The sequence below is a fragment of the Pedobacter paludis genome (assembly GCF_003173575.1).
In the GTDB taxonomy this organism is placed as follows: domain Bacteria; phylum Bacteroidota; class Bacteroidia; order Sphingobacteriales; family Sphingobacteriaceae; genus Pedobacter; species Pedobacter paludis.
In genome coordinates this window covers 428,639-454,255 of the sequence record NZ_QGNY01000005.1, presented here as the reverse complement: position 1 = coordinate 454,255, position 25,617 = coordinate 428,639, and the positions used below count along the sequence as shown (strand labels likewise).

The window sequence follows — 25,617 nt, the reverse complement described above, 5'->3', positions numbered from 1 at the left end:
CATGTACGCCTATATTGATGGTAAATTAGCTTTTAAAAGCCCAGCTTATGTTGTGGTTGAAGCCGGAGGTATAGGCTATCATATTAACATATCTTTAAATACATACAGCAACCTTGCAGATGGTGAAAAGTGTAAATTATATACTTGGCTGCATGTAAAAGAAGATGCACACACCTTATACGGCTTCGCTGATGAAGGCGAACGCCGTTTATTTTTACATTTAATTTCGGTATCGGGCATTGGCCCAAACACTGGCAGGATGATTTTATCATCCATAACACCATTAGAAATCCAGGCCGCAATTGTTCATGCAGATCTTCCGCTAATCCAACGGATTAAAGGTTTGGGTGCCAAAACGGCTCAACGATTGGTATTGGAATTACAGGATAAATTAAAAAAAGAAGGCGTAGATTCATTAATTTCTATGCCTTTGCACAATACAGTTAAAGATGAAGCGTTATCAGCTTTGGTAATGCTCGGATTTGCCAAACAAACTGCCGAAAAAACCATCGATCAAATATTAAAAGGAACAGAAGGAACACTTTCGGTTGAGCAACTAATTAAACAAGCTTTGAAAAATTTATAGAACTAACGCCTTTGAAGAGAATATATACCCTATTATTTCTCATCCCACTATTCATTTTATTTGCCTCTCAAAACACCTTCTCTCAGGTAATTCCGGGCAAAGCAGATACAACTGCGTCCAAAAATAACTTTAGCCTACGCGAAAAACAATTGCTTGGGATTAGCCCGTCAACAAATCCATTTTATCCATTACCAAGTAATATTAAAAGAATTGTAGAGTACGATGCCAAGAACAAACGCTACGTTGTTAAGGAATTAATTGGCGATAAGTACGTTACGCAAACGCAGTATTTAACTATTGACGAATATTCCCGCCTGGTTAATAGCGAAATAAAACGCGACAACTGGCGCAGTATTTCTAATGCAGAGGTTAGCGATTACAGAAGCACTGGAATTATTCCTCAAATTCAGGTAAACAGTAAAGCTTTCGAGAAATTATTTGGTGGTTCTACTATAGATATTCAACCCCGTGGGGAAGCTGAACTAACTTTTCTAGGACGGATAAACAAAAACGAAAATCCACTTTTTAACGAAAGACAAAGAGTACAGACCAACTTCGATTTTAACCAAAGGATTCAGATGGATCTTGTGGGAAATATTGGTACAAAGTTGAAAATAAAAAGTAACTACAATACAGAAGCCCAGTTCGATTTTGAGAACCAAATCAAACTCGATTACACCGGCGGACCAGACGACATCATCAAAAAAATTGAGGCAGGTAATGTAAGCATGCCACTAAATACGTCGTTAATTTCTGGTACACAGGCCTTATTTGGGATTAAAACCCAGCTTCAGTTTGGTAAATTAAATGTAACCAGTGTTTACACACAGCAGAAATCGCAATCGAGAGAAATTAAGATTACCAATGGTGCACAACAAAATACCTTTAGTGTAAGTGCCGATAATTACGAAGCCAATAAACATTATTTCTTAGCGCAGTATTTTAGAAATAATTACAATAAAAATCTAGCCAACGCACCAATTATTACATCGCCCATTCAAATTACAAAAATCGAAGTTTGGATCACCAATAAATCTGGTAATACAACCGATTCCCGCGATGTATTGGGTTTAATCGATTTGGGGGAAAACGCACCATTTAACACGGCACAAATTACAGGGGGAACATCGGGCTTGCCTGCAGGTACAACCGCTACAGGTTTTACGCAACAATCCAACAACTTATTACAGGTTCTTCCGCCAAATGCGAGGCTTACAAATTCTAATGATGTTATCTCGTTTTTTCAAGCCAATAGAGGCACAGATAATTTTGCCAAACTAACTTATGCCAGAAAACTTACCGAGCGTGAGTTTACCTTTCAGCCCCAATTGGGTTATATTTCCCTGAACAATCCGTTAAATTCTGATGAGGTTTTGGCGGTTGCTTATCGCTATACTTACAATGGTGTTGAGTATCAGGTGGGAGAGTTCTCAACAGATATTACTTTCGATCCGAATAATCCAAAGGTTTTATATGCCAAATTGTTAAAGAACGAAACCACTAAAATTAACCTGCCAACATGGGATTTGATGATGAAAAACATCTACTCAATTGGTGGTTATCAAATCAGCAGTCAGAATTTTAAACTTGATATTTATAGAATCGACAATGAAAGCGGTGTAGAAAAACCCATTATGACAGAGGGCCAGAATACGGCCAATAGACAATGGATTGGACTAACAGAATTTGATCGGCTGAATCAGCAAAATGAAAGAAAGCCAGATGGAGTTTTCGATTTTGTTGCGGCCAACAATGCTTTCGGATCTTACTTCTCTTCCAGTACAGCTGGAACAAATAGTACTTTTGGTTCAAATCTTTCCAGTTCTGGACTTTCTTCATTAGTTAACAATACCAATACAGGCTATATTACGATTGATCCAGCCAATGGCCGAATTATTTTCCCGATTATTGAACCTTTTGGAAAGGATTTGGCAGATAAATTTTTGCCAAGTGAGCAGGCGCTGATCGATAAATATACTTTTACAGCCCTTTACGATTCCACGCAGACAATTGCCAAACAATTGTTTCAAAACCAGAATAGATATGTGCTTAAGGGAAATTACCAATCGGAGGTTTCTTCTGAATTCAGCTTAAACGCAATTAATGTTCCTGAAGGATCGGTAAAAGTTTTTGCCGGTACTATGCCTCTAACCGAAGGTGTCGACTTTACCGTGGATTACCAAGGCGGTCGAGTGAGCATTATTAATCAGGCGCTGTTAACTTCTGGTCAGCCGATTAGAATTACTACTGAAAACAACGAGCTTTTTGGTTTGCAACAAAGATCTTTATTCGGAACCCGACTGGATTACCGTGTAAATAACAAACTGAATTTGGGTGGTACCATCATGAACCTGACGGAGAAACCCCTAACTCAAAAAGTAAATATTGGTGAGGAGCCCATTTCAAATACCATCTGGGGTGCCGATTTAAATTACAGTTCGCCATCAAGATTTTTAACTAAACTGGTTGATAAAATTCCTTTAATTTCTACTAAGGCACCATCAAGCGTAACTTTTTATGGAGAATTTGCACAGCTAATTCCTGGTCATCCGAGAGCCTTAAATTTTGCCGGCAGTAAAAATGGGGTAAGTTATCTGGACGATTTTGAAGCATCAAGATCTGTTATCGATTTAAAAAGCGCTATTTCTTGGCAACTTTCTGGTACGCCACAAATGTTTCAGGAATCGCAACTTATAAATGATTTGGCTTATGGCTACAACAGGGCAAGAGTAGCTTTTTATAATATCGATCCAACTTTCTACAATTCGGCTGCTTCTACAACACCGGCAAATATTCGTAACAATAGAAACGAACTTTCCAATCATTATGTAAGAGAAGTAATTGAACAAGAGGTTTTCCCGTTTAAGGAAACCGCTACAGGGCAAGCTTTAAACATCACAACTTTCGATGTTGCCTATTACCCAACCTTACGTGGGCCATATAACTTTAGTACCACAGGCTTCGCCAATGATGGAAGATTGTTAAATCCTAGAGATAGATGGGCAGGTTTCCAACGCAAAATTGAAACGAATGATTTTGAAGCCTTGAATGTTGGCTTTATTGAGCTTTGGGTAATGGACCCGTATATTTATAAACCAAATTCGGCTGGTGGAGATGTATATTTCAATTTGGGCAATATTTCAGAAGATATTCTAAAAGATGGTCGTAAATCATTGGAAAATGGTTTGCCTGCAGGTGATGACCCAACTAAATATGATGAAACAAATTGGGGTCGCGTTCCAAAACTGCAACCTGTTGTGCAGGCATTTGATAATAATCCCGATGCCCGTAAAGCACAGGATGTTGGTTTGGATGGTTTATCGGATGCCAATGAAAGAGCCAAATTTGCTGCGGCAATAACACAGATTAAATCACAGTTAAATGCAACAGCTGCCGCTGCAATAGATGCCGATCCAGCATCAGATAATTATACTTATTTTAGAGGGCCAGCGCTAGATCAAATCAATGCCGGAATCTTAAAACGCTACGAAAAATATAACGGACCAGAAGGAAACTCAAAAACATCGCAACAATCTCAGGAGGAATTAGGAATCGAAAACTCTGCTTCAACTTCGTTGCCAGATGGAGAAGATATTAATCGCGATAACAACATGACGCAAAGCGATGAATACTTCCAGTACAAAGTATCCATGCGCCCTGCAGATTTAGTTGTAGGTCAGAATTTTATTACGGATAAAGTAATATCGCAGGTTAAACTGGCCAATGGAAATACTCAAGCCGTTTCATGGTATCAGTTTAGAATTCCAATTAGCCAGTATCAATCTAAAGTAGGCAACATTCAGGATTTTAAATCAATCCGTTTCTTTAGAATGTTTATGACGAATTTTACGGATACCGCCGTAATGCGTTTCGCTAAATTGCAATTGATCCGTGGAGAATGGAGAGAATATAATGCTAAAAATACAGGAGATCAGGCGATTATAGATCCGGCTTTGCCTGCATTAACACCAGATAATTCGACCATCGAAGTTTCTACCGTTAACATTGAAGAGAATGGAAAACGTTCGCCAATTCCTTATGTAACGCCTCCAGGAATTGTTCGTGAACGAGATTATAGCAATTACCGTGGCGATACACGTTTAAATGAACAGTCTTTATCTGTTAGTGTGAAAACTTTGCGTGATGGTTACGGTAGAGCGGCGTTTAAAACCGCCTACAGCGATTTCCGTTCTTACAAACATTTAGAAATGTTTATTCACGCAGAGGCGATAAACAACCTTGTTTTAAGTGATAATGAAGTTGCCGCTTTCTTAAGAATTGGAACCGACAATCAGGATAACTATTACGAATATGTTCAGCCACTAAAAGTTACACAACCCGGTACAAGCGATCCAGATGCCATTTGGCCAGAAGCAAATAGGATGGATGTAGATTTAACGCTTTTCCAAAATGCAAAATTGGCTCGTAATGTTGCAAAACAAGCCAACGGACAGCCTTGGCCAATTAACGTTCCGTATACTTATTTTGATGGAACCAGAACAATTATTGTAAAAGGACAGCCCGACATGAGTAAAGTAAGAGTTTACATGGTAGGGGTGAAAAATCCATTGCGCAACCTTGCAAATCCCGAAGGAGATGATGGTTTGGATAAAAGCGTTTTGGTTTGGTTTAACGAATTGCGCTTAACCGAATTTGATGAAAAAGGTGGCTGGGCAGCAACAGCTCGATTGAATTTAAAGTTGGCCGATTTTGCCGACGTTAATATTTCCGGAAGTAAATCGACTATCGGATTTGGATCTATTGATTCTAGAGTGAGCGAAAGAAACCGAGCAGATAATGTTCTGTTGGATGTTTCATCAGCAGTAGAGCTGGGTAAATTCCTTCCACAAAAATCGGGAGTAAAAATTCCGATGTTTGTAAGTTATTCTAAACAGGTTTCAACTCCACAATACAATCCACGCACACCAGATATCGAACTGAAGAATGCTCTGGATCAATCTACAAAAGAGCAAAAAGATTCGATATTAAACTTTGCACAGGATTATACCGTTCGAAGAGGTATTAACTTTACCAATGTGCGTAAAGAGCGTACCAATAATACAAAACCTGTTCACCTTTGGGATGTAGAAAACTTTGCAGCAAGCTATGCTTACACGCAATACAATCACCGCGATTTTATCAATCAAAGCAGTTTGCAGAATACATATCGGGCCTCATTACAGTATAGCTATTCAAAAGAATCAAAAATTTATGCACCATTCGAAAAAATTATCAAATCGAATATGCTGGCTTTGCTGAAGGATTTTAACTTTAGTATTTTCCCAAGTGCGATTAATTTTAGGATAGATGTAGATCGTTTGTATTCGGAAAATACGCTAAGAAATAACGATCCAAACAATTCACTTCCAGTTTATCAAAACGGATTTGGAACAACCTTCAATAAAAACTTTAGAATGAGCAGGGTTTACGGAATTGCATGGAATTTAACCCGTTCTTTACAATTAGATTTTAATGCAACCAACTACTCCATTATTGATGAACCAGATGGAAGAATTGAAGGTTTAAAACGCGATACAGTTTGGCAAAACCTTAAACGTTTGGGTAGAACGACAGATTATAACCACAATTTAAATGTAACATATAACCTTCCGATAGATAAAATTCCCGGCTTAAACTGGGTAACGGTTAAAACCCGTTACGGAACAGTATTTAACTGGCAAACCGAACCACTATCTACGCTATTAGATCCAAATATTAATTTAGGAAACACGGTTCAAAACAGTAGAACGGTTCAGCTTAATCCAACTTTAAATTTAACTACATTATACAATAAGTTTGGTTTTATAAGAAATGCAAGTAATAGTGAAGAGGGAAATAAAACAAAAAATTTCTTCATCAATTTATTAACGAGTGTTAAAAATATAAATGCCGCTTATACACAAACCAAAGGGATTTTCTTGCCAGGTTATTTACCTAAAACCAACTATTTTGGGATTGAAAGTGTAACTGGAGCGCCAGGCTTAGGCTTCGTTTTCGGAAGTCAGAGAGACATCCGCGAAATGGCATTGGGCAATGGTTGGTTAACAACAGATACTTTGCAAAATCAGCTTTACGTAAACACTTTGAGAGAAGATTTAAGTTTAACAGGGCAGATGGAGCCTTTTAGAGATTTACGGATTACGCTGCGGGCCAACAAAGCGCAAACGAGAAACTTCTCTACCAACTTTAGGTATGTGGCAAGCGCTTCATCTTTCGAAAATTTAAGTGCAATTACAACAGGTGATTATAGCATCTCATACATAGCCTTAGGAACAGCGTTTAAAGAAAATAATTCCACTTTGGTTTCTGGCCTGTTTCAACAGTTTATGAATAATAGGCTAATTATTTCGAGAAGATTGGGTGTACAGAATCCAAACTCAAACGGTGTTAACGGTGGTTATGCAGATGGTTATGGTAAAGAAAGTCAGGATGTAATTATATCTGCGTTTTTAGCTGCTTATGCCGGTAAAGATGCCAGCAAAATATCCATGAATGCATTCCCTAAAATTCCGTTGCCGAACTGGAGCTTAACCTACAGCGGTTTAACTAGGATTCCTTTTATCGCCGATAAGTTTTCTTCGGTAGACATTAGACACGGATATCGCTCAGCGTATAATGTAAATGGCTATAATTCGTTGTTAAGGTATAATGAAACAAACGGATTTTCGAGCAATAGAGATGTAAACAATAACTTCTTGCCACAATTCCAGTTTGCACAGGTAACGATTTCAGAATATTTCTCGCCTCTTGTTGGTGTTGATACCCGTTTTAAAAATAACCTAACTGCATCGTTTGAGTTAAACAGATCGAGATTATTGGGCTTGAGTTTGGCCAATAGTCAGCTTGCACAACTATCAGAAAACAATATGGTTTTGGGCTTGGGTTACAGAACAACGAAATTCCGTTTCCCTTTTGGATGGTTTAAAAGCTTAAAGATGGATAACAATATGGATTTCAAATTGGATGTGGCCATTAGAGACAACAAAACCGTAATCTATCGTGCTGATGTTACCGAAGCCGAAGTTTCATCTGGAGCCAAGAACATTACCTTAAGGCCAAGTGTAGATTACGTGCTAAACCAGAAATTTAACATCAAATTATTTTACGATTCGAACATCACCAAACCATACACTTCGCAAACGTTTAATACTTCGTTTAGTAATTTTGGCTTTAGCTTAAGATTTACGCTGAATTAGAGAGAAATAAACTTTAGGGCAGAATGATGGAATAACATTTCAACATTAGAACATAATAATTAACTTTGGCAAACTAATTTTAAAACACATGAACTTTCCATCAGAATTAAAATATACCAAAGACCACGAATGGGTTAAGGTTGAAGGTAACGAAGCTTACATTGGCATTACAGATTTTGCGCAACGCGAATTGGGCGATATCGTGTATGTTGACATCAATAGTGTAGGCTCTGAAGTGGCTACAGAAGAGGTTTTCGGTACAGTAGAAGCTGTTAAAACTGTTTCTGATTTATTTATGCCAGTTGCTGGAACAGTTTTAGAAGTTAATGCTGAATTAAACGATAACCCAGAATTGGTAAACTCTGATCCTTATGGTCAAGGTTGGATGGTTAAAATTTCTTTATCTGATGTTGCAGAAGTTGAAGGTTTACTTTCTGCAGATGCTTACCAAGCCTTAGTTGGCGCTTAATTTATAATCTATCGTGTTCAAAGCATTAAAACATCAAAAATGGGCCATCTTTTGGACTGCTGTAATTTTAGTGCTTTGCAACATGAGAATGCCAGAAACCAAAGGCGGAGGCTTTTTCTTCGAAGGTTTCGATAAAATGACCCACATGGGTTTCTTTTTTGTGCTCTCTGTATTGTTGTTTTACGGAAAAATAAAATACCAGCATAATTTTGCTTTTCGAACGTTAACTATATTTAAAATACTCTTAATCAATGTAGCCATTGGCGGAGGCATAGAATTGTTACAATGGAAAGTATTTACCTACCGCTCTGCAGAATGGTGGGATTTTGGTTGCGATATGTTGGGCGCATGCATGGCCGTTTTTAGCTATGTGTTATTGCATAAATTAAATTTTAATGAGAAAACGAATTAGTTTATTTTGCATAATAGTGGCTTTAAGCTTTAGTGGGTGCAGTATTTTCAAAAAAAACTGCAACTGCCCTAAAGTATATTACAAAAGCTATCCTGGCCAACAGAAATAAAATATAATATCGTCCCAAACGAGCAGGCAGCTGTTTCTCAAAAGCTGTATTTAAAATGTTACCAAGCTTTTAACACATCTTAACAAACCTTTAGGCTTTCTCGTAGTCTGATAGCGTAGTTTTGTAATAATAATATCTAAAATTTTTTAATGAAAAGGAACGTTCAAAGGGCAATACTAGTTGTTCTTATATTTTGTGGATACATCGCACAGGCCCAGAATACGGGTTCAGTAAGTGGAAAGGTAGTTAATGCTAAAGATAAAAAACCGGTAGATTTTGCTACAATAGCAATCAAGAGTTTAAAAGATAGCAGTGTTGTGGCCTCGGGGCAATCAAACCCGGATGGTACATTTTCCTTTAAAAATATTCCGGCAGGAAAGTACAGGGTTTATGCCGCATTTTTGGGCTTAAAAACAGCAACGAAAGATATCGATGTGGCTAAAGCTGCGGTAAGTACAGGAGACATTGCCATGAGCGATGACGGCGTTGATTTAAATACCGTTAACGTTACGGCAACAATTCCAATTGTTGTAAAAAAAGATACGGTAGAGTTTGATGCCAAATCAATAAAAGTGCGTGAGAATGCTGTGGTAGAAGATCTATTGAAAAAAGTACCTGGCGTAGAAGTTGCAAAAGATGGAAGTATTAAAGCTCAGGGCGAAACCATTACCAAGGTTAAGGTAGATGGTAAGGAGTTTTTTGGGAGCGATCCTTTATTGGCAACCAAGAATTTACCTGCTGATATGGTAGATAAGATTCAGGTAATTGATGAACTTTCTGAACAGGCACAGTTTACCGGAATTGATGATGGTACGAGAAATAAAATCTTAAACATCACCACCAAAAGTGGCATGAAACACGGTTATTTTGGAAACAGTACAGTTGGCTATGGATCTAACGATCGTTACGATGCAAACTTAAACGTTAATAAATTTGATGAAGATCAGCAGCTGAGTTTTGTTGGCCAGTTTAATAATGTAAACAAACAAAACTTTGGTGGCGGTGGCGGCCTAGGAAATGGTTTTGGAGGTGGGGGCGGTCGTGGTGGAGGCGGTGGCGCATCTAGCTCAGGCGGTGGAATTACCACAACAAATGCTGCAGGTTTAAACTTTGCCGATGTTTATAAAGATGGAACTCAGTTTCAAGCCAGTTATTTCTTTAACAACTCTTCTGTAGATAACAGCCAGACCTCTCATATCCAAAATCTATTAGGAAACACCACAACAGATATTAATCAGGTTTTAAATAGTACAACAGATAAAAACAACCACCGTTTTAACTTTATGGTTGATACTAAGATAGATCCGACGTTATCGATTAAAATTCAGCCGAATGTTACCTATACGGAAAACGATGGAAGCAGTATTACACAATACACTCGTGATTATGTAAGCTCTTTAACCCAAGGTTTACAAAGAAATACAACAAGCTCATCTACACCCACAATTAGCAATAATTTATTGGTGCGTAAAAGCTTTAAACGCCGTGGTAGAACATTATCTTTAAACGTAAGTACAAACATCAACGATAATGATGGTACCAATCTTAACTATATTTTAGATAACAATACTGTTGGGGGCATTACAACTCAAAAGTTAACCAATCAGTTAAACAATACGAGTAGCCAATCTTTAAACAACACCACAAGGGTTGTATATACAGAGCCATTAAATAAAACATTAAGTGTTGAGTTTAATTATCAAAACGGATACTCTAATAGTGATTCTCAACGCGACGTTTTTAATTACAATCCGGCAACTTTGAGTTATGATTTGATTGATAATACCTATTCGAACATTTATAACAACCGTACCTTAACAAACGCTGCAGGGATTAGCTTTACCACAACAGAAAAAAAATACAACTGGAACATTGGTGTGGCAGCACAACAAACCAATAGAGCGAATACGAATTTAACCACTGGCGTTAAGTTTACTCAAAACTTTATAAACATTACACCATCTGCGCAGTTTAGATATAACTTTAGCAATAGCAGAAGATTATTTATTAACTACCGTGGATCTACTACACAGCCTTCTATCGATCAGATTCAGCCTGTGCCAGATAATACAAATAGTCAAACGGTGTTTATTGGTAACCCAAATCTTAGACCTTCATTTAACAACTCGTTGCGGATTAACTTCAATAACTTCAATATTGCAAGTGGCCGTTTCTTTTTTGCTAGGTTAAACTTAACGCAAACCATTAATAGCATTGCAAATAGCGTAGCCTTAATTACAGATCCGGCAAGTACCAACTTTGGAAAACAATCTAGCAGTTATGTAAATGTTGATGGTGTTTTTGCTGCAGATGGAAATGTAAACTGGTCGTTGCCATTGGTTGCAGAACGTAAATTAACCTTGAATATTTCTGGAGGTGGAAACTACAATAGAAACGTAAACTTTATAACCGGATTAAAAAACATCACCAATAGTTACACCATTTCAAATGGATATAAATTGGTAACCAATGTTGATAAATTTGATTTAACAGGTGGAATTACAGGAAGCTATACTCATTCTACCTTCTCTGCCCAACCAACTTCAAATACCCAATTCTACACTGTAAATCCAAGTTTCGATGTGAGTTACGTGCTTCCTGGAAACATCAGGTTGGCAATGGATATCGATTACTTTAGAAACTTTGGTGGTGGCGATCTTTATAATCAAGAATATACCATCTTAAATCCTTATGTAAGTCGTCAGTTCTTTAAAAACCGCGGAACCTTTAAATTCTCGGTTAACGATGCACTGAACCAAAATACAGGAATTAGCAGAACAGCAACAGGTACATCAATTACCGATTTAAATTATAATGTTTTAAAACGCTACTACATGTTATCATTCACTTATTCGCTAACCCGCATCGGCGGAAGAACAATGAGTGGCGATATGCAAATGCCAGGACAAGGCGGAGGCGGTGGCCAACGGATGAGAATGTAATTTCGTTTAATTAATTTTGAGAGGCTCGTTGAAAAATGAGCCTCTTTTTTTTTCTCGTATTTTAATTGTCTCGTTGACAGTTTATGTATTTCAATTGTTACTTAAATGGAATAAACCTTTCTGTAGGTTGGGAGTCTTAAAAGCACACCATTAATCTAGCCGAATGAATAAAGTTTTTACACTCTTTCTTATATTAATTTCCTCAGTTGTTTACGCTCAAAAAACGGGTTCAGTTAGTGGTAGAATAATACAATCAAAAGATAAAGCACCGCTTGATTATGCTTCTATAGCCATTAAAAGTTTAAAAGACTCAAGCGTAATTGGCGCAAGCACAACTGCAAAAGATGGGAAATTTGTTTTCAAAAATCTTGAGCCTGGAAATTACAGACTCTATGCCGCGTTTTTGGGCTTAAAAAATTCGACTAAGGATTTTACGATTCAAGCAGATAAAACAGATGTTAATCTGGGCGATTTGGTTTTAGAAGGAAATGCAATTGATCTACAAACGGTTGATATCAAAGCAGAAATTCCGCCAATTGTGGTAAAAAAGGATACGCTGGAATTTAATGCAAGTTCGTTTAAAGTGGTAGAAAATGCAGTAGTAGAAGATCTGTTAAAGAAATTGCCTGGTGTTGAAGTGGATAAGGCTGGAACCGTGAAGGCGCAAGGCGAAACCATTACCAAGGTAAAGGTAGATGGAAAAGAGTTTTTTGGAAACGATCCATTATTGGCTACAAAAAATCTTCCGGCAGATATGATCGATAAAATCCAGATTATTGATGAGCTTTCCGATCAGGCACAGTTTACAGGAATTGATGACGGCTCGAGAACCAAGATTATCAACATTACCACAAGAAAAGATAAAAAGAATGGTTATTTTGGAAATACCACAGTTGGTTATGGATCGGATCATCGATACGATGTAAATGCAAATGTCAATCATTTCGATCAAGATCAAAAATTAAGTGTTATTGCACAATTTAATAATGTAAATAAGCAAAACTTTGGTGGCGGTTTGGGCGGTGGAAACGGCGGGAGCAACGGCGGACGGGGTGGAATTACCGAAACCAATGCCGGAGGTTTTAATTATGCCGATACCTACAAAGATGAAACTGAAATCAGCATGAGTTATTTCTTTAACAAATCTGATAATTTAATTCTAAGAAATAGCGTAACCCAGAATTTATTGGGCGATACGAAAACAGTATTCAATAACCAGCAAACCAATAATTCCGATCGATTGAACCATCGATTAAATTTTATGGTAGATACCAAAATCGATTCGCTTACATCATTGAGAATTCAGCCAAATTTAAGTTATACAGATAATGAAGGCATAAATAGCAGTATTTACACCAGAGATTATAATCTTTATAAAATTAACGGAACACAGACTTTAACCAACCATAATACGGCACCATCCATTAGCAACAATATTCTTTTGCGCAAGAAATTTATGAGACGAGGGCGCACACTATCCTTAAATTTTAGTACAAACATCAATAACAACGACGCCGATAATTACAATACAAATCCAGAAACAAGAATTGAAGGCGGTATAATTACGCCTCGATTAACCAATCAGTTTAACGATCAGGAAAGCGAATCTATAAATCAAAATACGCGATTGGTTTACACCGAGCCGATTTCCAAAATGCTCAGCATGGAATTTAATTATCAAAACGGATATAACCACAATACTTCCGATCGCTTTACCTACAATTATAATCCTGCAACCTTGCAATACGATTTGCTTGATCAAACGTATAGCAATTCTTATGAAAACACCATTTTAACCAATAACGCTGGCTTTAGCTTAAACGCGAATGCAAAAAAATACAACTGGAATGTTGGTATGGGCGTTCAAAATACAGATCGTACAAATAATAATATTTCGCGAGGCTTTGTGCTTAAGCAAAACGTTTACAACTATACGCCATCGGCTATGTTTAGATATAATTTTAGCAACAGCAAACGCCTTGTTTTTAATTATCGCGGAAGCACCAACCAACCTACAATACAGCAATTACAGCCCATTCCAAATAACACCAACACGCAGAGTATTCCAGTCGGGAACCCTGATTTAAAACCGGAGTTTAACAATAACATTAGGATTGCTTACAATACATTTACCGTAGGCAAAAACCGTTCGCTTTTTGTGAATTTGAATTTAACCCAAACCTCAAACAGAATTGCAAACAGCAGTAGTTTGATAGAAAGTGGTGTAAATCAAGGTAAACTTGCAGTTTTGCCTGTTAACGTAAACGGTGTTTATTCAGGCTCGATAAGTTCTGCATTGAGTTTGCCACTAATGCCCGAGAATAAGCTTAATTTCCACATTAACGTTGCCGGAAGTTACGATCGGGATGTTAACTTTACCAACTCCTTAAAAAACATCACCAACAGCTGGTCTATTGGAAACGGTTACCGCTTGGTTTCAAATCTTGATAAACTGGATTTAACTGCAGGTGTAAACGGATCAATAAACAGAGCAACCTATTCTGTTCAGCCAAATTCAAATACACGGTATTATACTTTTAGTCCAAACATTAGTGTAAGCTATTTATTTCCGGGAGAAATCCGCTGGTCTGTTGATGCAGATTACAATCAAAATACTGGTAGAGGAGAAGCATTCGATACGCATTTTACGCTTATAAATTCTTACATCAGCAAACAGTTCTTTAAAAACAGGGGAACTTTTAAGGCTGCGGTAAACGATATTTTAAATGAAAATCAGGGTGTAAGCCGTACCGCAAACAATAATACAATTCAAGATGTAAGCTACAATGTTTTGAAAAGATATTTTATGTTTTCGTTTACCTACTCGTTAAACAGAATGGGTGGTAAAAACAGAATCCAGGGTGGTGAGGGAAGAGGTAGAAAGGGCGAAGGTAGAGGAGGAGGTGGCTTTGGCGGGGGTGGAAGAAGAAATTAATCATCCTGTGGTAAAACAAGCCTTTTGAGTTATAAGTTCCCATTATCTTATTTGGAATAAATCTAAAGAAAGGTTAACTTGCGCCAAATTTAGTACATGAAACTTTCACACTTAAAGATTGGCGAAACCGGAACAATTGTAGCTTTTACAGATTTGGAAATGTCTGTAAAGTTAATGGAGATGGGCTGTTTGCCGGGCGAAGTTGTAGAAGTAGAGCGATTTGCGCCTTTCGGCGATCCAATGGCTATTCGTGTTGCTGGTTATCAGCTTTGCTTACGTAAAAGCGAGGCCGATGTGATTATTATTCAATAAAAAAGGCTGGGTTTGGATATTAAAGTTGCGTTAGTTGGTAATCCCAATACTGGTAAATCTACCCTGTTTAACCGCTTAACGGGGCTAAATCAGAAAATTGGTAATTTTCCCGGAATAACTGTTGATAAGAAAACAGGTTTCACCAAACTTTCTGATGGCAAGGATGCCGAAATTATAGATTTACCCGGTACGTACAGCCTTTATCCCAAAAGCAAAGATGAAAGTATCGTATTTCAGGTACTTGCCGATCAAGGAAATAGCAGCCACCCCGATGTAATTGTGCTGGTTACCGATGCTTCGAATTTAAAACGCAACATGCTTTTATATTCGCAGGTTGCCGATTTAGGAATTCCGATGATTTTGGCCTTAAACATGATCGATCTTGCCGCAAAGGGAGGGATCGAAATTGATGTTGATAAACTGGCCGCTAAACTCGGTATTCAGGTTGTTTCAATATCGGCAAGGAACAATATCGGTATCGATAAATTAAAGCAGGCCGTTACCAATACCAATAAAATTGCCACTCAGTTTCAAGAAGTTGATGTTAATTTTTTAGCTCCTGAAGCCATTAATGCCATTAAGCAACACATCAATACCGATAACGATTATTACGCCCTTCAGGTTCTGCATCAGCATGAGCACTTAACTTTCTTTACAGAAAAAGACCAGGTTGAGATCGAAGAAATTGAGCAATCCCATCAATTTGAATCGGCCAAAATCCAGGCAGCGGAAACCATTGCCAGGTATAAACATTTGAGTACGGTTTTATCTGATGTGGTTACCGATCAAGGGACAGCAAAGAAATTTTCGTTCAGTGATCGCTTAGATGCAATTCTTACCCATAAAGTTTGGGGCTTCGCAATTTTTCTGCTCATCCTTTTTGTTATTTTCAATGCTATTTTCGCATGGTCTTCTTATCCAATGGAGTGGATTGAAGGTACTTTTGGGTGGATTACTTCGATGGGTCATGAGCATTTGCCCGCTGGCATGCTTACCGATTTGGTTTTAGATGGAGTGGTTGCCGGCCTTGGTGGAATTTTTGTGTTTATTCCTCAAATTGCCATATTATTTGCCTTTATTTCCATTTTGGAAGATACCGGATACATGTCTCGAGTTACTTTTATGATGGATAAAATCATGAGTAAAGTAGGTTTAAACGGTAAATCGGTAGTACCCATGATTGGTGGTTTGGCTTGTGCAGTACCTTCTATTATGGCTGCCAGAAATATCGAAAATTGGAAAGACCGGATGATTACCATAATGGTTACGCCATTAATCAGTTGTTCTGCTCGATTACCCGTTTACATCTTATTAATTTCCATCATCATTCCCGCAAAAACCATTTGGGGCATAATAAGCTTACAGGGACTAGCCTTAATGGTTATGTATCTGGTAAGTTTTGTGGCCGCAGTTGTAGTGGCTTGGGTAATGAAACTTATCATCAAAACCAAAGAAAAATCGTACTTTATAATGGAATTGCCCATTTATCGGATGCCGAGATGGAAGAATGTATTGTTTACCATGTACGAGAAATCTAAAACTTTTGTTTTAGAAGCAGGTAAAGTAATCATCGCCATTTCTATTATTCTTTGGGTTTTAGCTTCTTTCGGACCAGGAAATCGCTTTGATAATATTGATCAAAAATATTCTGCGGCCTTGGCAGATACAACAAAAAATACCGATCACATTAAAACCCTGGTTGCGACCGAAAAATTAGAAAACTCTTACGTGGGTATTTTGGGTCATTTTATTGAGCCAGCCATACGTCCATTGGGTTACGATTGGAAAATTGGCATCGGATTGATTACCTCTTTCGCTGCACGTGAAGCTTTTGTGGGTACTATGGCAACAATTTATAGTGTAGATGGCGGCGATGAAGACAGCGTAACCATTAGGCAACGGATGGAAGCATCGGTAAATAGTAAAACCGGCTTGCCTGTATACACGTTTGCCACAGGAATTTCGTTGATGCTGTTTTATGCCTTTGCCATGCAGTGCATGAGTACAGTTGCAATTGTGTACCGCGAAACCAAGGGATGGAAATGGCCAGTAATTCAATTGGCATACATGACTGCTATGGCCTATGTGGCTGCATTAATTGCATATCAATTACTTAAATAACCACCATTTTCATTAGGATTACGGATAGCAGTTCAATTTATTTGGAGCTTTCCGTTTTATTGCGCCATCAGCTGAGAAAGCTGTGGCTTCGTGCTCAAACAATTGGAGCTAATTGGCAACAGTGAGTAATTCTATTACATTAGCTTTAATCTTTAAGCTTTCATCCTTGGTTTTTCCGCTTTGATCTCTTACCCAAGCTCAATCTGTCTCTTAATACTTTCCTCTAAAGAAATTAGAGTTTCAGTACGTTGGATTCCATTAACCGCTTGTATTTCTTCGTTTAAAACATGGCGCAAATGGTTGGTATCTCTACAGATAATTTTTGCGAACATACTGTAAGAACCCGTTGTGTAATGTAATTCCACAACTTCCTTGATCTTGCTTAGTTGTGCAACCGCATCTTTATACTGAATTCCCTTTTCTAAGTAAATCCCTAAAAAGGCGCAAATATCATATCCTGCCTTTTGCGGATCGATAATTAAATGAGAACCTTTTATAATGCCCATTTCGTGCAATTTTTTCATTCTAACGTGGATTGTACCACCAGAAACAATCAAATCCTTGGCGATTTCAGTGTAAGGTTTTGTGGCATCCTGCATCAATTGTTTTAATATATCGATATCGAGGTTGTCAATTTCTAAATTGGAATTGTCTTTTTTAAGCATATTTTTGAATTATGATAAGCAAATTTACAATAATTTATCAATATTATAAAAATAAAATTAAATGTTTAAAATATTTGCAAGGTATTGGATGTTCCTTTACATTTGTATTAAGCAATTAACAAAAGGGAACGTTCTTTAACAATTGCCAAACATAATGTAGGGTGGTGAAACAGGCAGACACACCTCCTTGTCTCGGTGGTGGAGAACATGGGAAATACCGATTTCGGTACTAACTACTCCTTGAAGGTTCGACTCCTTCCCCTACAGCTTCTTTAGTCAAGAGTCAGAAGTCTTAAATCGTTAGATTATGGACTACAGGCTCAAGACTGAGGACTTACAATGTTGGGTGGTGAAACTGGCAGACACGCCTCCTTGTCTCGGTGGTGGGGAATAATGGGACAAACGCAGTTTATTGGGTTGACCACAATTAATTTTTTGAACTGTAGCTAACTACCCCTTGAAGGTTCGACTCCTTCCCCAACAGCATTTTTTATGAATAATAAGTTAGTTAATCGAGCAATCCCGGATGGGTTGCTCTTTTTCGTTTTATGCCTTTTTGGTTTTTCAGAATAACAATCCGAATACAATCCGTAAATCTTTCCCGAAATTAAGTTTAGCCCTAAATAATTTATTATATTACCCTGTTTATAATGTAGAAATAAATTGTATAAAAAATTTAATGAAAAAGAAAGTTCTGTTAAAAGATATAGCTAATCAGCTAAATATGTCTATTACTACGGTATCTTTTGTAATAAATGGTAAGGCTAAGGAGAATAATATAAGCGACGCTTCTATTAAAAGAGTTTTGGATCTGGTTGCAGAACTGGATTATCAGCCCAACTCGCTCGCACAAAGTTTACGCACCGGGAAAACAAAAATCATAGGGTTTTTGGTTGATGATATCTCAGAGCCATTTTTTTCGGGCATTGCCAGATTAATTGACGAAAAAGCATCAGAAAAAGGATATAAAATATTATTCAGCAGTTCGCGTAACAGTACACAAAAAGCGATAGAACTGCTGCAGATTTTTAGAGATCGGCATGTAGATGGATACATTATGGCTTTGCCTGAAGGTTTGGAAGAAGAGATAAAAAAACTAGTGCAAACAGATGCGCCAGTTGTCCTTTTCGATCGTTATGTGCCAGATCTTAAAACGGATTATGTAATTATTGATAATCAGGGCAGCACTGAAAAGGCAACACAGCATTTAATTGACAATGGCTATAAGAATATCGCTTTTGTAACTATAGATACAGAGCAACAGCAAATGATTGATCGGCTTTCGGGCTACGAACTTGCCATTAAAAATAATAAGCTTAATCCGCTTATTTTAAAAATACCTTATCAAAACTCTTTAGATTCTATTAAAAAAGTAAGCGAGTTCCTATCAACAGAAAAAGAATGCGACGCGGTAATATTTGCCGCTAATTACATCTGTATGGATGGATTAAGAGCTTTTAGGCAAATGGGCATCAATATTTTTGACGATCTTGCCGTGGTATCTTTTGATGATTTTGAACTGTTGGAATTCTGTAACCCACCTGTAACTGCGATTGCACAACCCTTAGAAGCCATTGCAGAAAACATTATGAAGATTATGCTTTCTAAATTAAATGGTACCAATAAAAATACATCAAGTAGACAAATTGTATTGCCAGCTATTTTAAATATAAGGGGATCGAGTAGGGGAAAATAAATAATAGATTTGCATAAGAATTTTTCATAATAATAAAGAAATTAAATAAATGTTATATCTTTTTATGTCTTTGTCCAGATACAGATTAAATCACTAAGTATGATTCTTTAATTAACACATCAATAGGTACACAATATAAATCGGAGATTTTTTTTAGTTGTAATATTGAAAATTCAATGCTATTGTTTTCCCATTTCCGATAAGCTACGCGACTTATTCCTATACAATTGGCAACAAACTGTTGGGTGTAGCGATGCTTATCCCTATATTTTCTTAAAGTAATTCCGATGTCAAGCATTTAGAAGGTCAATCTATAATGACAACTAATAATAAATAATTAGTAATTAATGATAACAAGGGATTGTCAAAAATAATATTTTAAGTTAGTTTTTTTGTGAAAAAAATATCTTAAATGAAAAAAATTGTATTGATAATATCGTTTCTTATAATCGTCTTAACTTCTTGTAAAAAGGAAATTATTAAAGAAAATTTTAATCCAGGTAATAATTCTAGCAAAGTAATTATGGGTATTGCACCAGGTACTATAATGGCTGTGAATAATATCACTTTAAATATTATGAATCTTGATGGTAATCAATACCGTATACAAGGTTCGGCTGATCTAGTGACAGGTCATATTGGATGGAGCACATTGACTTGGTATTTATTTAAGGATGGAGTATTATTTCAAAACATTGGAACAACCGAACTAAGTGGCTTTATTGAAAAGGATATACCAAATTTGCCATATGGAAATTATTTTTTAATGGTAGGGATTGGTGGTGTTCAGAATGGGCCATCTAATATTTTCACAGGTCCTATTCAACCACCACCTGTTCCAAATAGTGTTCCATTTTTTCGATATTATAACAAGGGAAATGGCGATCACTATTATACAACTCTAGAAACAAATATTCAAGGCTATAAAAAAGAAGGGATATTGGGATATGTTTTTCCAAATTTTGAACCTGGAACAATCCCCATCTATCGTTATTATAATAGTGTTTCTGGAGATCATTATTATCCAACATCTCAAAGCAGTATTCCTGGATATACATTCGAAGGGATTGCAGGCTATGTTTACGATAATCAGCAACCTAATAGTGAACCTGTATATCAATACTTTAATCAAGGAAATGGCGACCATTATTTAGTTAGTCAATATTCTAGTTTTTCTGGATATGCTTATGAAGGAGTTGCTTTTTATGTTTTAAGACAGTTACCTAATCCGCCAGTCCCAATTGCAGTATATGAGTATTATAATGGAGGATTAGGGGATCATTTTTATACAACCCAAATATAATGCCCAGATCTCTGGATATACTAATCAAGGTTTATTAGGTTATATTCATGCATCTCAGATACAAGGAACCATGCCTATATATAGATATTACAATGCAGGAAATGGCGATCATTATTATACTTTAAATCAAGGTAACTATTCTGGTTATCAATATGAAGGAATACTTGGCTATGCTTATTCTGTATCAGCGAATAATACGAATCCTGTTTATTCTTACTACAATCGTTACAATGGTGATCATTATTTGAGTACAAGTACAACAATTCCAAGTAATTATATAAGGGAAGGAGTTGCCTTTTATTTGGTTAAAAAATAATATATTAACTAATTTCAGCCTAGGCAAAGATTTAACTATACTTACATTACAAAAGTGGTGATTTTCTTATTCAAGAAACCACCACTTTTATCTTTACAAGATTTGCTATAATCGAAATATTTAATCGGTTTTACAAGATTAGATTATTATTGCCCCACACTCCATTTCCATTTTTTTGATTGGCCAATATAATATACAATAGCATAGGTAGTTCCATAGATTAAAGTAAAGATTGCAAATTGCAAAAAGAATAAACTCCAAGCAGTTTCATTTGCGTATACAATATGTAACGGTCTTAAAATCATCGGCAAAAATATAATAATAAGAATGTGGTGGAGTAAGTGGATTCCGAAAGTCATTGACCTTGGTTTTAACTTTTCTATCGCCTTAAAGTTGCAATATTTGTAAAGGAACAAAAATGATGCGAAAGAAAATAAGATGTTTGTGAATCTTAAGGTATTGCCAGAATCAGTAGAGCCTAAATGAATTAGATTAATCGTTTCTGCACAAGAAATTGCGAAGGTTATTAAAACAGCTATAAGAAGAACAGCAAATGATCTTTTTTTTATCCAGCTATTAAATTCAGCAAAGTATTTATGTAAAATTACACCGAGCCATAAATAAAATACGAAACCCAGTAATGCTGTTGTATGCCCTGTTGGGATCCAATCAAAATATAAGTTCACCGAGTAAAAAAGAGATAATATGGCTAGTATAGACCCAAATACAACACTATACATATACTTTCTAAACACAAGTAAAATGGTTATACAAAGCATAAAGTTTATAATAAACCAAAAGCTTGTCTGCACAATTATAAAATGAATTTTATCAAAAATAAAGATCAGTGGATGGGTAAATCCAAGTGAATCTGAACCTTTTGCATACTTAACCGCCTCATCAATATAAAATAAAAGAATAAACACAGTTACCCAAAAAAGCCAGGGCCTGAACGTTGTATGAAGTCTTCTGCCTAAATATTGCTTAGTTGTATAATCATTAAATTTATCGCCAATTAAAAACCCAGCTAAAATAAAAAACACAATTGTGCCAAACTTTATAAATTGTAGTGCTACAGTCTGAATAATCTGGTCGTGCAAGTTATCTAGTTTTAGACCTAGAAATGGTGAGCTGTGCTCCATTACAATTCCAATCATGGCTATAAACCGCATTGTATCAATGAAATCGTAATTTTTAGCAATATCTTTTGTCGTCATTTAACGCAATTTTACGAAATTCGGCTCTTTATTTTTATATCTTTCTTGTTTCAATTGTTAAGCAAAAGTTAATTATGATTAGTGTGATCATTTCTTCCATAGATAAAGACCTGTTAAAACAAGTTAAATCTAACATAATAGAAACTATTGGTTTGGAATGCGAAATAATTGCAATTGACAACCTGAATACGGGTAGGGGCATTTGTGAAGTTTATAATGAAGCAACAATTTTAGCCAAGTTTCCGATACTCTGCTTTATGCACGAAGACATCGTTTTAGAAACTCAAAATTGGGGGCAGAAGGTAATTGAAATTTTTAGTGCTCAGAATGTTGGATTACTTGGTATAGCTGGAAGTACAATGCGCTCTGCTGTTCCTTCTGGTTGGTTTCCACCGGCCGAGTTTGGAACCAAATCATGGAGGCTAAATATTAATCAGGGATCTAGATATCAAAATAGAGAGAAAAAGCATGAATATTTTAATCCGAAAAACGAGCTTACAAGCAAGGTGACCTGTGTAGATGGAGTTTGGTTTTGTACCACCAAAAAGCTTGCTCAATCGATTAAGTTTGATGATCAGTTATTGCAGGGCTTTCATGGTTATGATATCGATTTTTCATTAAGTATAGCTCAAACACATGATGTTTTGGTTACTTACGATATTCTTCTAACTCATGCTTCTGACGGAAATTTTGATAATACATGGTTGAAGGAAATCATCAAGGTACAAAAGAAATGGATGGCTAAACTCCCCGTTTTTTCTGATGATTATTCTAGCGATGAAAGTAAAATTCTAGAAGATAGATCATTGAAGAGATTTTTTAAAGAACTGATCAAAAACAAAGATTTTAATAAGAAAGAACGTTCTGAATTATTAAGTTTCTATTATAAAAACCGGAGATTGAAGTTTTTTAAGTATTTGAAATTTTGGTATAAAAATTTAGTCGGATAATCTTGGTAAAAATGCTTCGATTACCTTTTTAGTATTCTCCGGCTTATACTTTTGAATAAGTTGTTTTGAAGAATTCGATATTTCATTCCACAGCTTTTCATCATTGTAAAGTCTTAAAATCTCCTTTGCAAATTCTTCATCCGTATTTGCCAGTAGATAATTTTCTCCATCAGTTAAGCCGATTCCTTCTGCGCCGATGGTTGATGTAACTATTGGAAGGCCGTAACTAAGACTTTGACCAATTTTGCCTTTCATGCCTGCACCGTATCTAAGTGGCGCAACAAAAATTCTATTTTTATTAAAAAAAGAAGATACATCTTCAATATAGCCAGGAATTATAACACGCTCTGATTTTAAACTTAAAACCTCTTCGTTAGGATTGCTACCCAGAAGTGTTATTTTTATATCGGGTTCTACCTTCCAAACTTTAGGCATAATCTCATTTATTAGCCATTTTGCAGAATCAATGTTGGGTTTATGGGCGTAACCTCCAATGAAAACTAAGCCAGTCCTCTTTTCGAAAGGCAAAAACGTTTCATCTGAAAATTCTGGATTATGAATATTTGGAATAACAAATGTATTTTGAACTCCAGCATCTTCAAGTATTTTTTGCTCATCGTTCGTAATCGCGATAGTAATTTTGGATTTTTTTGCGAAACCTAATTCTTCCTTTTCAATTTTATTTGCTTCATCGAGTAAAGTTAAATCATCAACTAAATCTGCTTCTCTTTTCATTCGCAAAAAATGCAGATCTATGGTGTCATAAATTTTAATTAGGTGCGGATTTTGTTCAAAAAGATATTCAAATGGATAATTGTTATGAAGTTTACATAGCCAAACAAAGTCTATTTTTGGAAGCTTTTTTTGAAGAATATTCAACATTCCTTTTCTGTTTGGAAAGCGATAAATAACCTCAACGCCTTCCTGTACCAAATGTTCAAAATAACGTTTTCTTTTAATCCCATCGTTGGGAACGAAAATAATGTGGTAGCCTAGCGATTTTACCAATTTAATAATCTGGAACAATCTGTTAGAACCCGAATCTTTATCCGGTGCCGGAATCACATCATCAATAAATAAGACTGTTTTTTTGCCTAGATATTTCCCAAGAGCATTTGTTTCATCACCAGAATTTTGATATTCTCTTAATTCGTTTTTCCATTTTTCCTGAAACTTTGCTTTATTAATTTTTTGATATTTTTTAACTGGATCTAGATCAATGTCCAATCCAGATGATATTCCTTCAAAATGAATAACCATTGATAGAGGCTGGTAAACAACTTTCTTTTTTAAGGTATGCCTAATTGAAAAACACATGTCAGTATCTTCATAATAAGCTGGGATAAAGTTCTTATCGAAATAACCCAATTCGATAAATTCCTTTTTTCTAAAAATTAAGCTTGCTCCAGAACAATAATCAACTTCTCTAAGATAATTATACTCAGGATGATCAGGATTGTTGTAACGCCCATAATTTGCAGCGGAGGCATCCTTATAAACAATTGCTCCGGCCTCTTGCAATAAGCCATTAGGATAAACCAGTTTACTGCCAACGCACCCAACTTTGTCATCGTTCATAGTGTTAACCAAAGATTCTAGCCAATTCTCACATACCTGAATATCATTGTTAAGAAAGCATACAAGCTCACCTTTTGATTGTTCGACACCAAGATTGCACGATCTAATAAATCCTAAGTTTTCTGCATTCCTAAAATACCTTACGCCTGTTGTGTTGGTATCAAAAAATATTTGGGTTGCATCTGTCGAGCAATCGTCAATAACTATAATTTCATAAGAATATAGTGAAGAGATATTATGTTGAAGAGACTTTATGCAATTGTAAGTGAAATCTAAGTGATTGAAAACAGGGATAATAATACTTACTAAAGGCTTATCAAAAGTGATAATCTGTATCTGATTTTTTAAGATTTGAGTATCTGATAGAAGGGGATGAAGAGTTTGGTCTACAAAATATCTATATCCAAATAATGTAGCAATTGTATCTTTAATTTTATTTAAAAACACCGAGTTTTTATTTGCGGAATAAAATGCCGAATTCTTGTTGCTAAAAAGTTTATTGAAAGCTGTATAAGCTGATTTTTTTATAAACAAAGTTGAAAAAAAAACAAGTAAGAGGCGCAATAAATATTTTGGATAAAATTTTGGATTGAGATAGTACAATGAGCTTTTGCCCATAGCTATTCCAAAATTGTATTTTCTTAATATTTTGAATGTTACTTTTTGATTATACTTATCTATCCAATTATAAATCTTCATATCATAGTGACTTTTATCTGCGTATTTGTAAGCAAAACTTGATAAATACCTCCTTTTAACCAAGGAAAAAAGATAAATAGTTTTTAGCCTTTTTGTTAATTTATCCAACAC

16 protein-coding genes are annotated in these 25,617 nt (G+C 36.1%); 12 read left to right on the top strand and 4 right to left on the bottom strand.

Annotation, left to right across the window (positions count from 1 at the left end):
- Position 1 precedes the first annotated feature (1 nt).
- From ruvA to feoB, 8 genes are all read left to right on the top strand, one after another.
- On the top strand, positions 2 to 586 hold the full coding sequence (ruvA, locus tag DF947_RS16080) for a Holliday junction branch migration protein RuvA (RefSeq protein WP_109931054.1): 585 nt from the start codon (positions 2 to 4) through the stop codon (positions 584 to 586).
- Between the two features lie 11 nt (positions 587 to 597).
- Positions 598 to 7,782 (top strand): T9SS outer membrane translocon Sov/SprA, encoded by a 7,185-nt coding sequence (gene sov, locus DF947_RS16075; protein WP_109931053.1) that lies wholly within the window; start codon positions 598 to 600, stop codon positions 7,780 to 7,782.
- Positions 7,783 to 7,870: 88 nt separating this feature from the next.
- On the top strand, positions 7,871 to 8,251 hold the full coding sequence (gene gcvH, locus DF947_RS16070) for a glycine cleavage system protein GcvH (RefSeq protein ID WP_109931052.1): 381 nt from the start codon (positions 7,871 to 7,873) through the stop codon (positions 8,249 to 8,251).
- Positions 8,252 to 8,333: 82 nt separating this feature from the next.
- Entirely contained in the window at positions 8,334 to 8,663 is a 330-nt protein-coding gene (locus tag DF947_RS16065) for a VanZ family protein (protein WP_240615397.1), read from the top strand.
- Between the two features lie 258 nt (positions 8,664 to 8,921).
- On the top strand, positions 8,922 to 11,714 hold the full coding sequence (locus DF947_RS16060; protein WP_109931050.1) for an outer membrane beta-barrel protein: 2,793 nt from the start codon (positions 8,922 to 8,924) through the stop codon (positions 11,712 to 11,714).
- 163 nt (positions 11,715 to 11,877) lie between these two features.
- Positions 11,878 to 14,649, top strand: a complete 2,772-nt coding sequence (locus DF947_RS16055; RefSeq protein ID WP_109931049.1) for an outer membrane beta-barrel family protein — start codon at positions 11,878 to 11,880, stop codon at positions 14,647 to 14,649.
- Positions 14,650 to 14,745: 96 nt separating this feature from the next.
- Positions 14,746 to 14,961, top strand: coding sequence for a FeoA family protein (locus tag DF947_RS16050; protein ID WP_109931048.1), 216 nt, complete (start codon positions 14,746 to 14,748; stop codon positions 14,959 to 14,961).
- 6 nt (positions 14,962 to 14,967) lie between these two features.
- Positions 14,968 to 17,082, top strand: a complete 2,115-nt coding sequence (gene feoB, locus DF947_RS16045; RefSeq protein ID WP_167398024.1) for a ferrous iron transport protein B — start codon at positions 14,968 to 14,970, stop codon at positions 17,080 to 17,082.
- A gap of 188 nt (positions 17,083 to 17,270) precedes the next feature.
- Here feoB and DF947_RS16040 read toward each other — a convergent pair whose 3' ends face one another.
- On the bottom strand, positions 17,271 to 17,747 hold the full coding sequence (locus DF947_RS16040; protein ID WP_109931046.1) for an Lrp/AsnC ligand binding domain-containing protein: 477 nt from the start codon (positions 17,745 to 17,747) through the stop codon (positions 17,271 to 17,273).
- Positions 17,748 to 18,426: 679 nt separating this feature from the next.
- Between DF947_RS16040 and DF947_RS16035 the strand changes: the two genes are divergently transcribed.
- Positions 18,427 to 19,443, top strand: a complete 1,017-nt coding sequence (locus DF947_RS16035) for a LacI family DNA-binding transcriptional regulator (protein ID WP_109931104.1) — start codon at positions 18,427 to 18,429, stop codon at positions 19,441 to 19,443.
- Between the two features lie 85 nt (positions 19,444 to 19,528).
- Here DF947_RS16035 and DF947_RS22695 read toward each other — a convergent pair whose 3' ends face one another.
- Positions 19,529 to 19,741 carry a helix-turn-helix transcriptional regulator gene (locus DF947_RS22695; protein WP_109931045.1) on the bottom strand — a complete coding sequence of 71 codons (213 nt, stop codon included), beginning with the start codon at positions 19,739 to 19,741 and terminating at the stop codon, positions 19,529 to 19,531.
- A 114-nt stretch (positions 19,742 to 19,855) separates the two neighbouring features.
- Here DF947_RS22695 and DF947_RS16025 point away from each other — a divergent pair, with 114 nt between their 5' ends.
- Together DF947_RS16025 and DF947_RS16020 are read left to right on the top strand one after the other, a co-directional pair.
- Complete coding sequence (locus DF947_RS16025) at positions 19,856 to 20,746, top strand: hypothetical protein (RefSeq protein ID WP_109931044.1); 891 nt, start codon at positions 19,856 to 19,858, stop codon at positions 20,744 to 20,746.
- Entirely contained in the window at positions 20,721 to 21,062 is a 342-nt protein-coding gene (locus DF947_RS16020; RefSeq protein WP_449415914.1) for a hypothetical protein, read from the top strand. The genes DF947_RS16025 and DF947_RS16020 overlap by 26 nt, the downstream gene beginning before the upstream one ends.
- A gap of 146 nt (positions 21,063 to 21,208) precedes the next feature.
- Here the strand turns inward: DF947_RS16020 and DF947_RS16015 are convergent, their stop codons facing one another.
- Entirely contained in the window at positions 21,209 to 22,279 is a 1,071-nt protein-coding gene (locus DF947_RS16015; protein WP_109931042.1) for an acyltransferase family protein, read from the bottom strand.
- Between the two features lie 74 nt (positions 22,280 to 22,353).
- On the opposite strand from DF947_RS16015, the gene DF947_RS16010 reads away from it, so the two are divergent.
- Positions 22,354 to 23,229, top strand: a complete 876-nt coding sequence (locus DF947_RS16010; RefSeq protein ID WP_109931041.1) for a glycosyltransferase — start codon at positions 22,354 to 22,356, stop codon at positions 23,227 to 23,229.
- Here the strand turns inward: DF947_RS16010 and DF947_RS16005 are convergent.
- On the bottom strand, positions 23,218 to 25,506 hold the full coding sequence (locus DF947_RS16005) for a glycosyltransferase (RefSeq protein ID WP_109931040.1): 2,289 nt from the start codon (positions 25,504 to 25,506) through the stop codon (positions 23,218 to 23,220). The genes DF947_RS16010 and DF947_RS16005 overlap by 12 nt on opposite strands.
- Positions 25,507 to 25,617 lie beyond the last annotated feature (111 nt).

Coding starts and splice junctions, on each gene's coding strand:
- ruvA (WP_109931054.1), top strand. CDS start 2: ATGTACGCCTATATTGATGGTAAATTAGCTTTTAAAAGCCCAGCTTAT.
- gcvH (WP_109931052.1), top strand. CDS start 7,871: ATGAACTTTCCATCAGAATTAAAATATACCAAAGACCACGAATGGGTT.
- DF947_RS16065 (WP_240615397.1), top strand. CDS start 8,334: ATGAGAATGCCAGAAACCAAAGGCGGAGGCTTTTTCTTCGAAGGTTTC.
- DF947_RS16060 (WP_109931050.1), top strand. CDS start 8,922: ATGAAAAGGAACGTTCAAAGGGCAATACTAGTTGTTCTTATATTTTGT.
- DF947_RS16055 (WP_109931049.1), top strand. CDS start 11,878: ATGAATAAAGTTTTTACACTCTTTCTTATATTAATTTCCTCAGTTGTT.
- DF947_RS16050 (WP_109931048.1), top strand. CDS start 14,746: ATGAAACTTTCACACTTAAAGATTGGCGAAACCGGAACAATTGTAGCT.
- DF947_RS16040 (WP_109931046.1), bottom strand. CDS start 17,747: ATGCTTAAAAAAGACAATTCCAATTTAGAAATTGACAACCTCGATATC.
- DF947_RS16035 (WP_109931104.1), top strand. CDS start 18,427: ATGAAAAAGAAAGTTCTGTTAAAAGATATAGCTAATCAGCTAAATATG.
- DF947_RS22695 (WP_109931045.1), bottom strand. CDS start 19,741: ATGCTTGACATCGGAATTACTTTAAGAAAATATAGGGATAAGCATCGC.
- DF947_RS16025 (WP_109931044.1), top strand. CDS start 19,856: ATGAAAAAAATTGTATTGATAATATCGTTTCTTATAATCGTCTTAACT.
- DF947_RS16015 (WP_109931042.1), bottom strand. CDS start 22,279: ATGACGACAAAAGATATTGCTAAAAATTACGATTTCATTGATACAATG.
- DF947_RS16010 (WP_109931041.1), top strand. CDS start 22,354: ATGATTAGTGTGATCATTTCTTCCATAGATAAAGACCTGTTAAAACAA.
- DF947_RS16005 (WP_109931040.1), bottom strand. CDS start 25,506: ATGAAGATTTATAATTGGATAGATAAGTATAATCAAAAAGTAACATTC.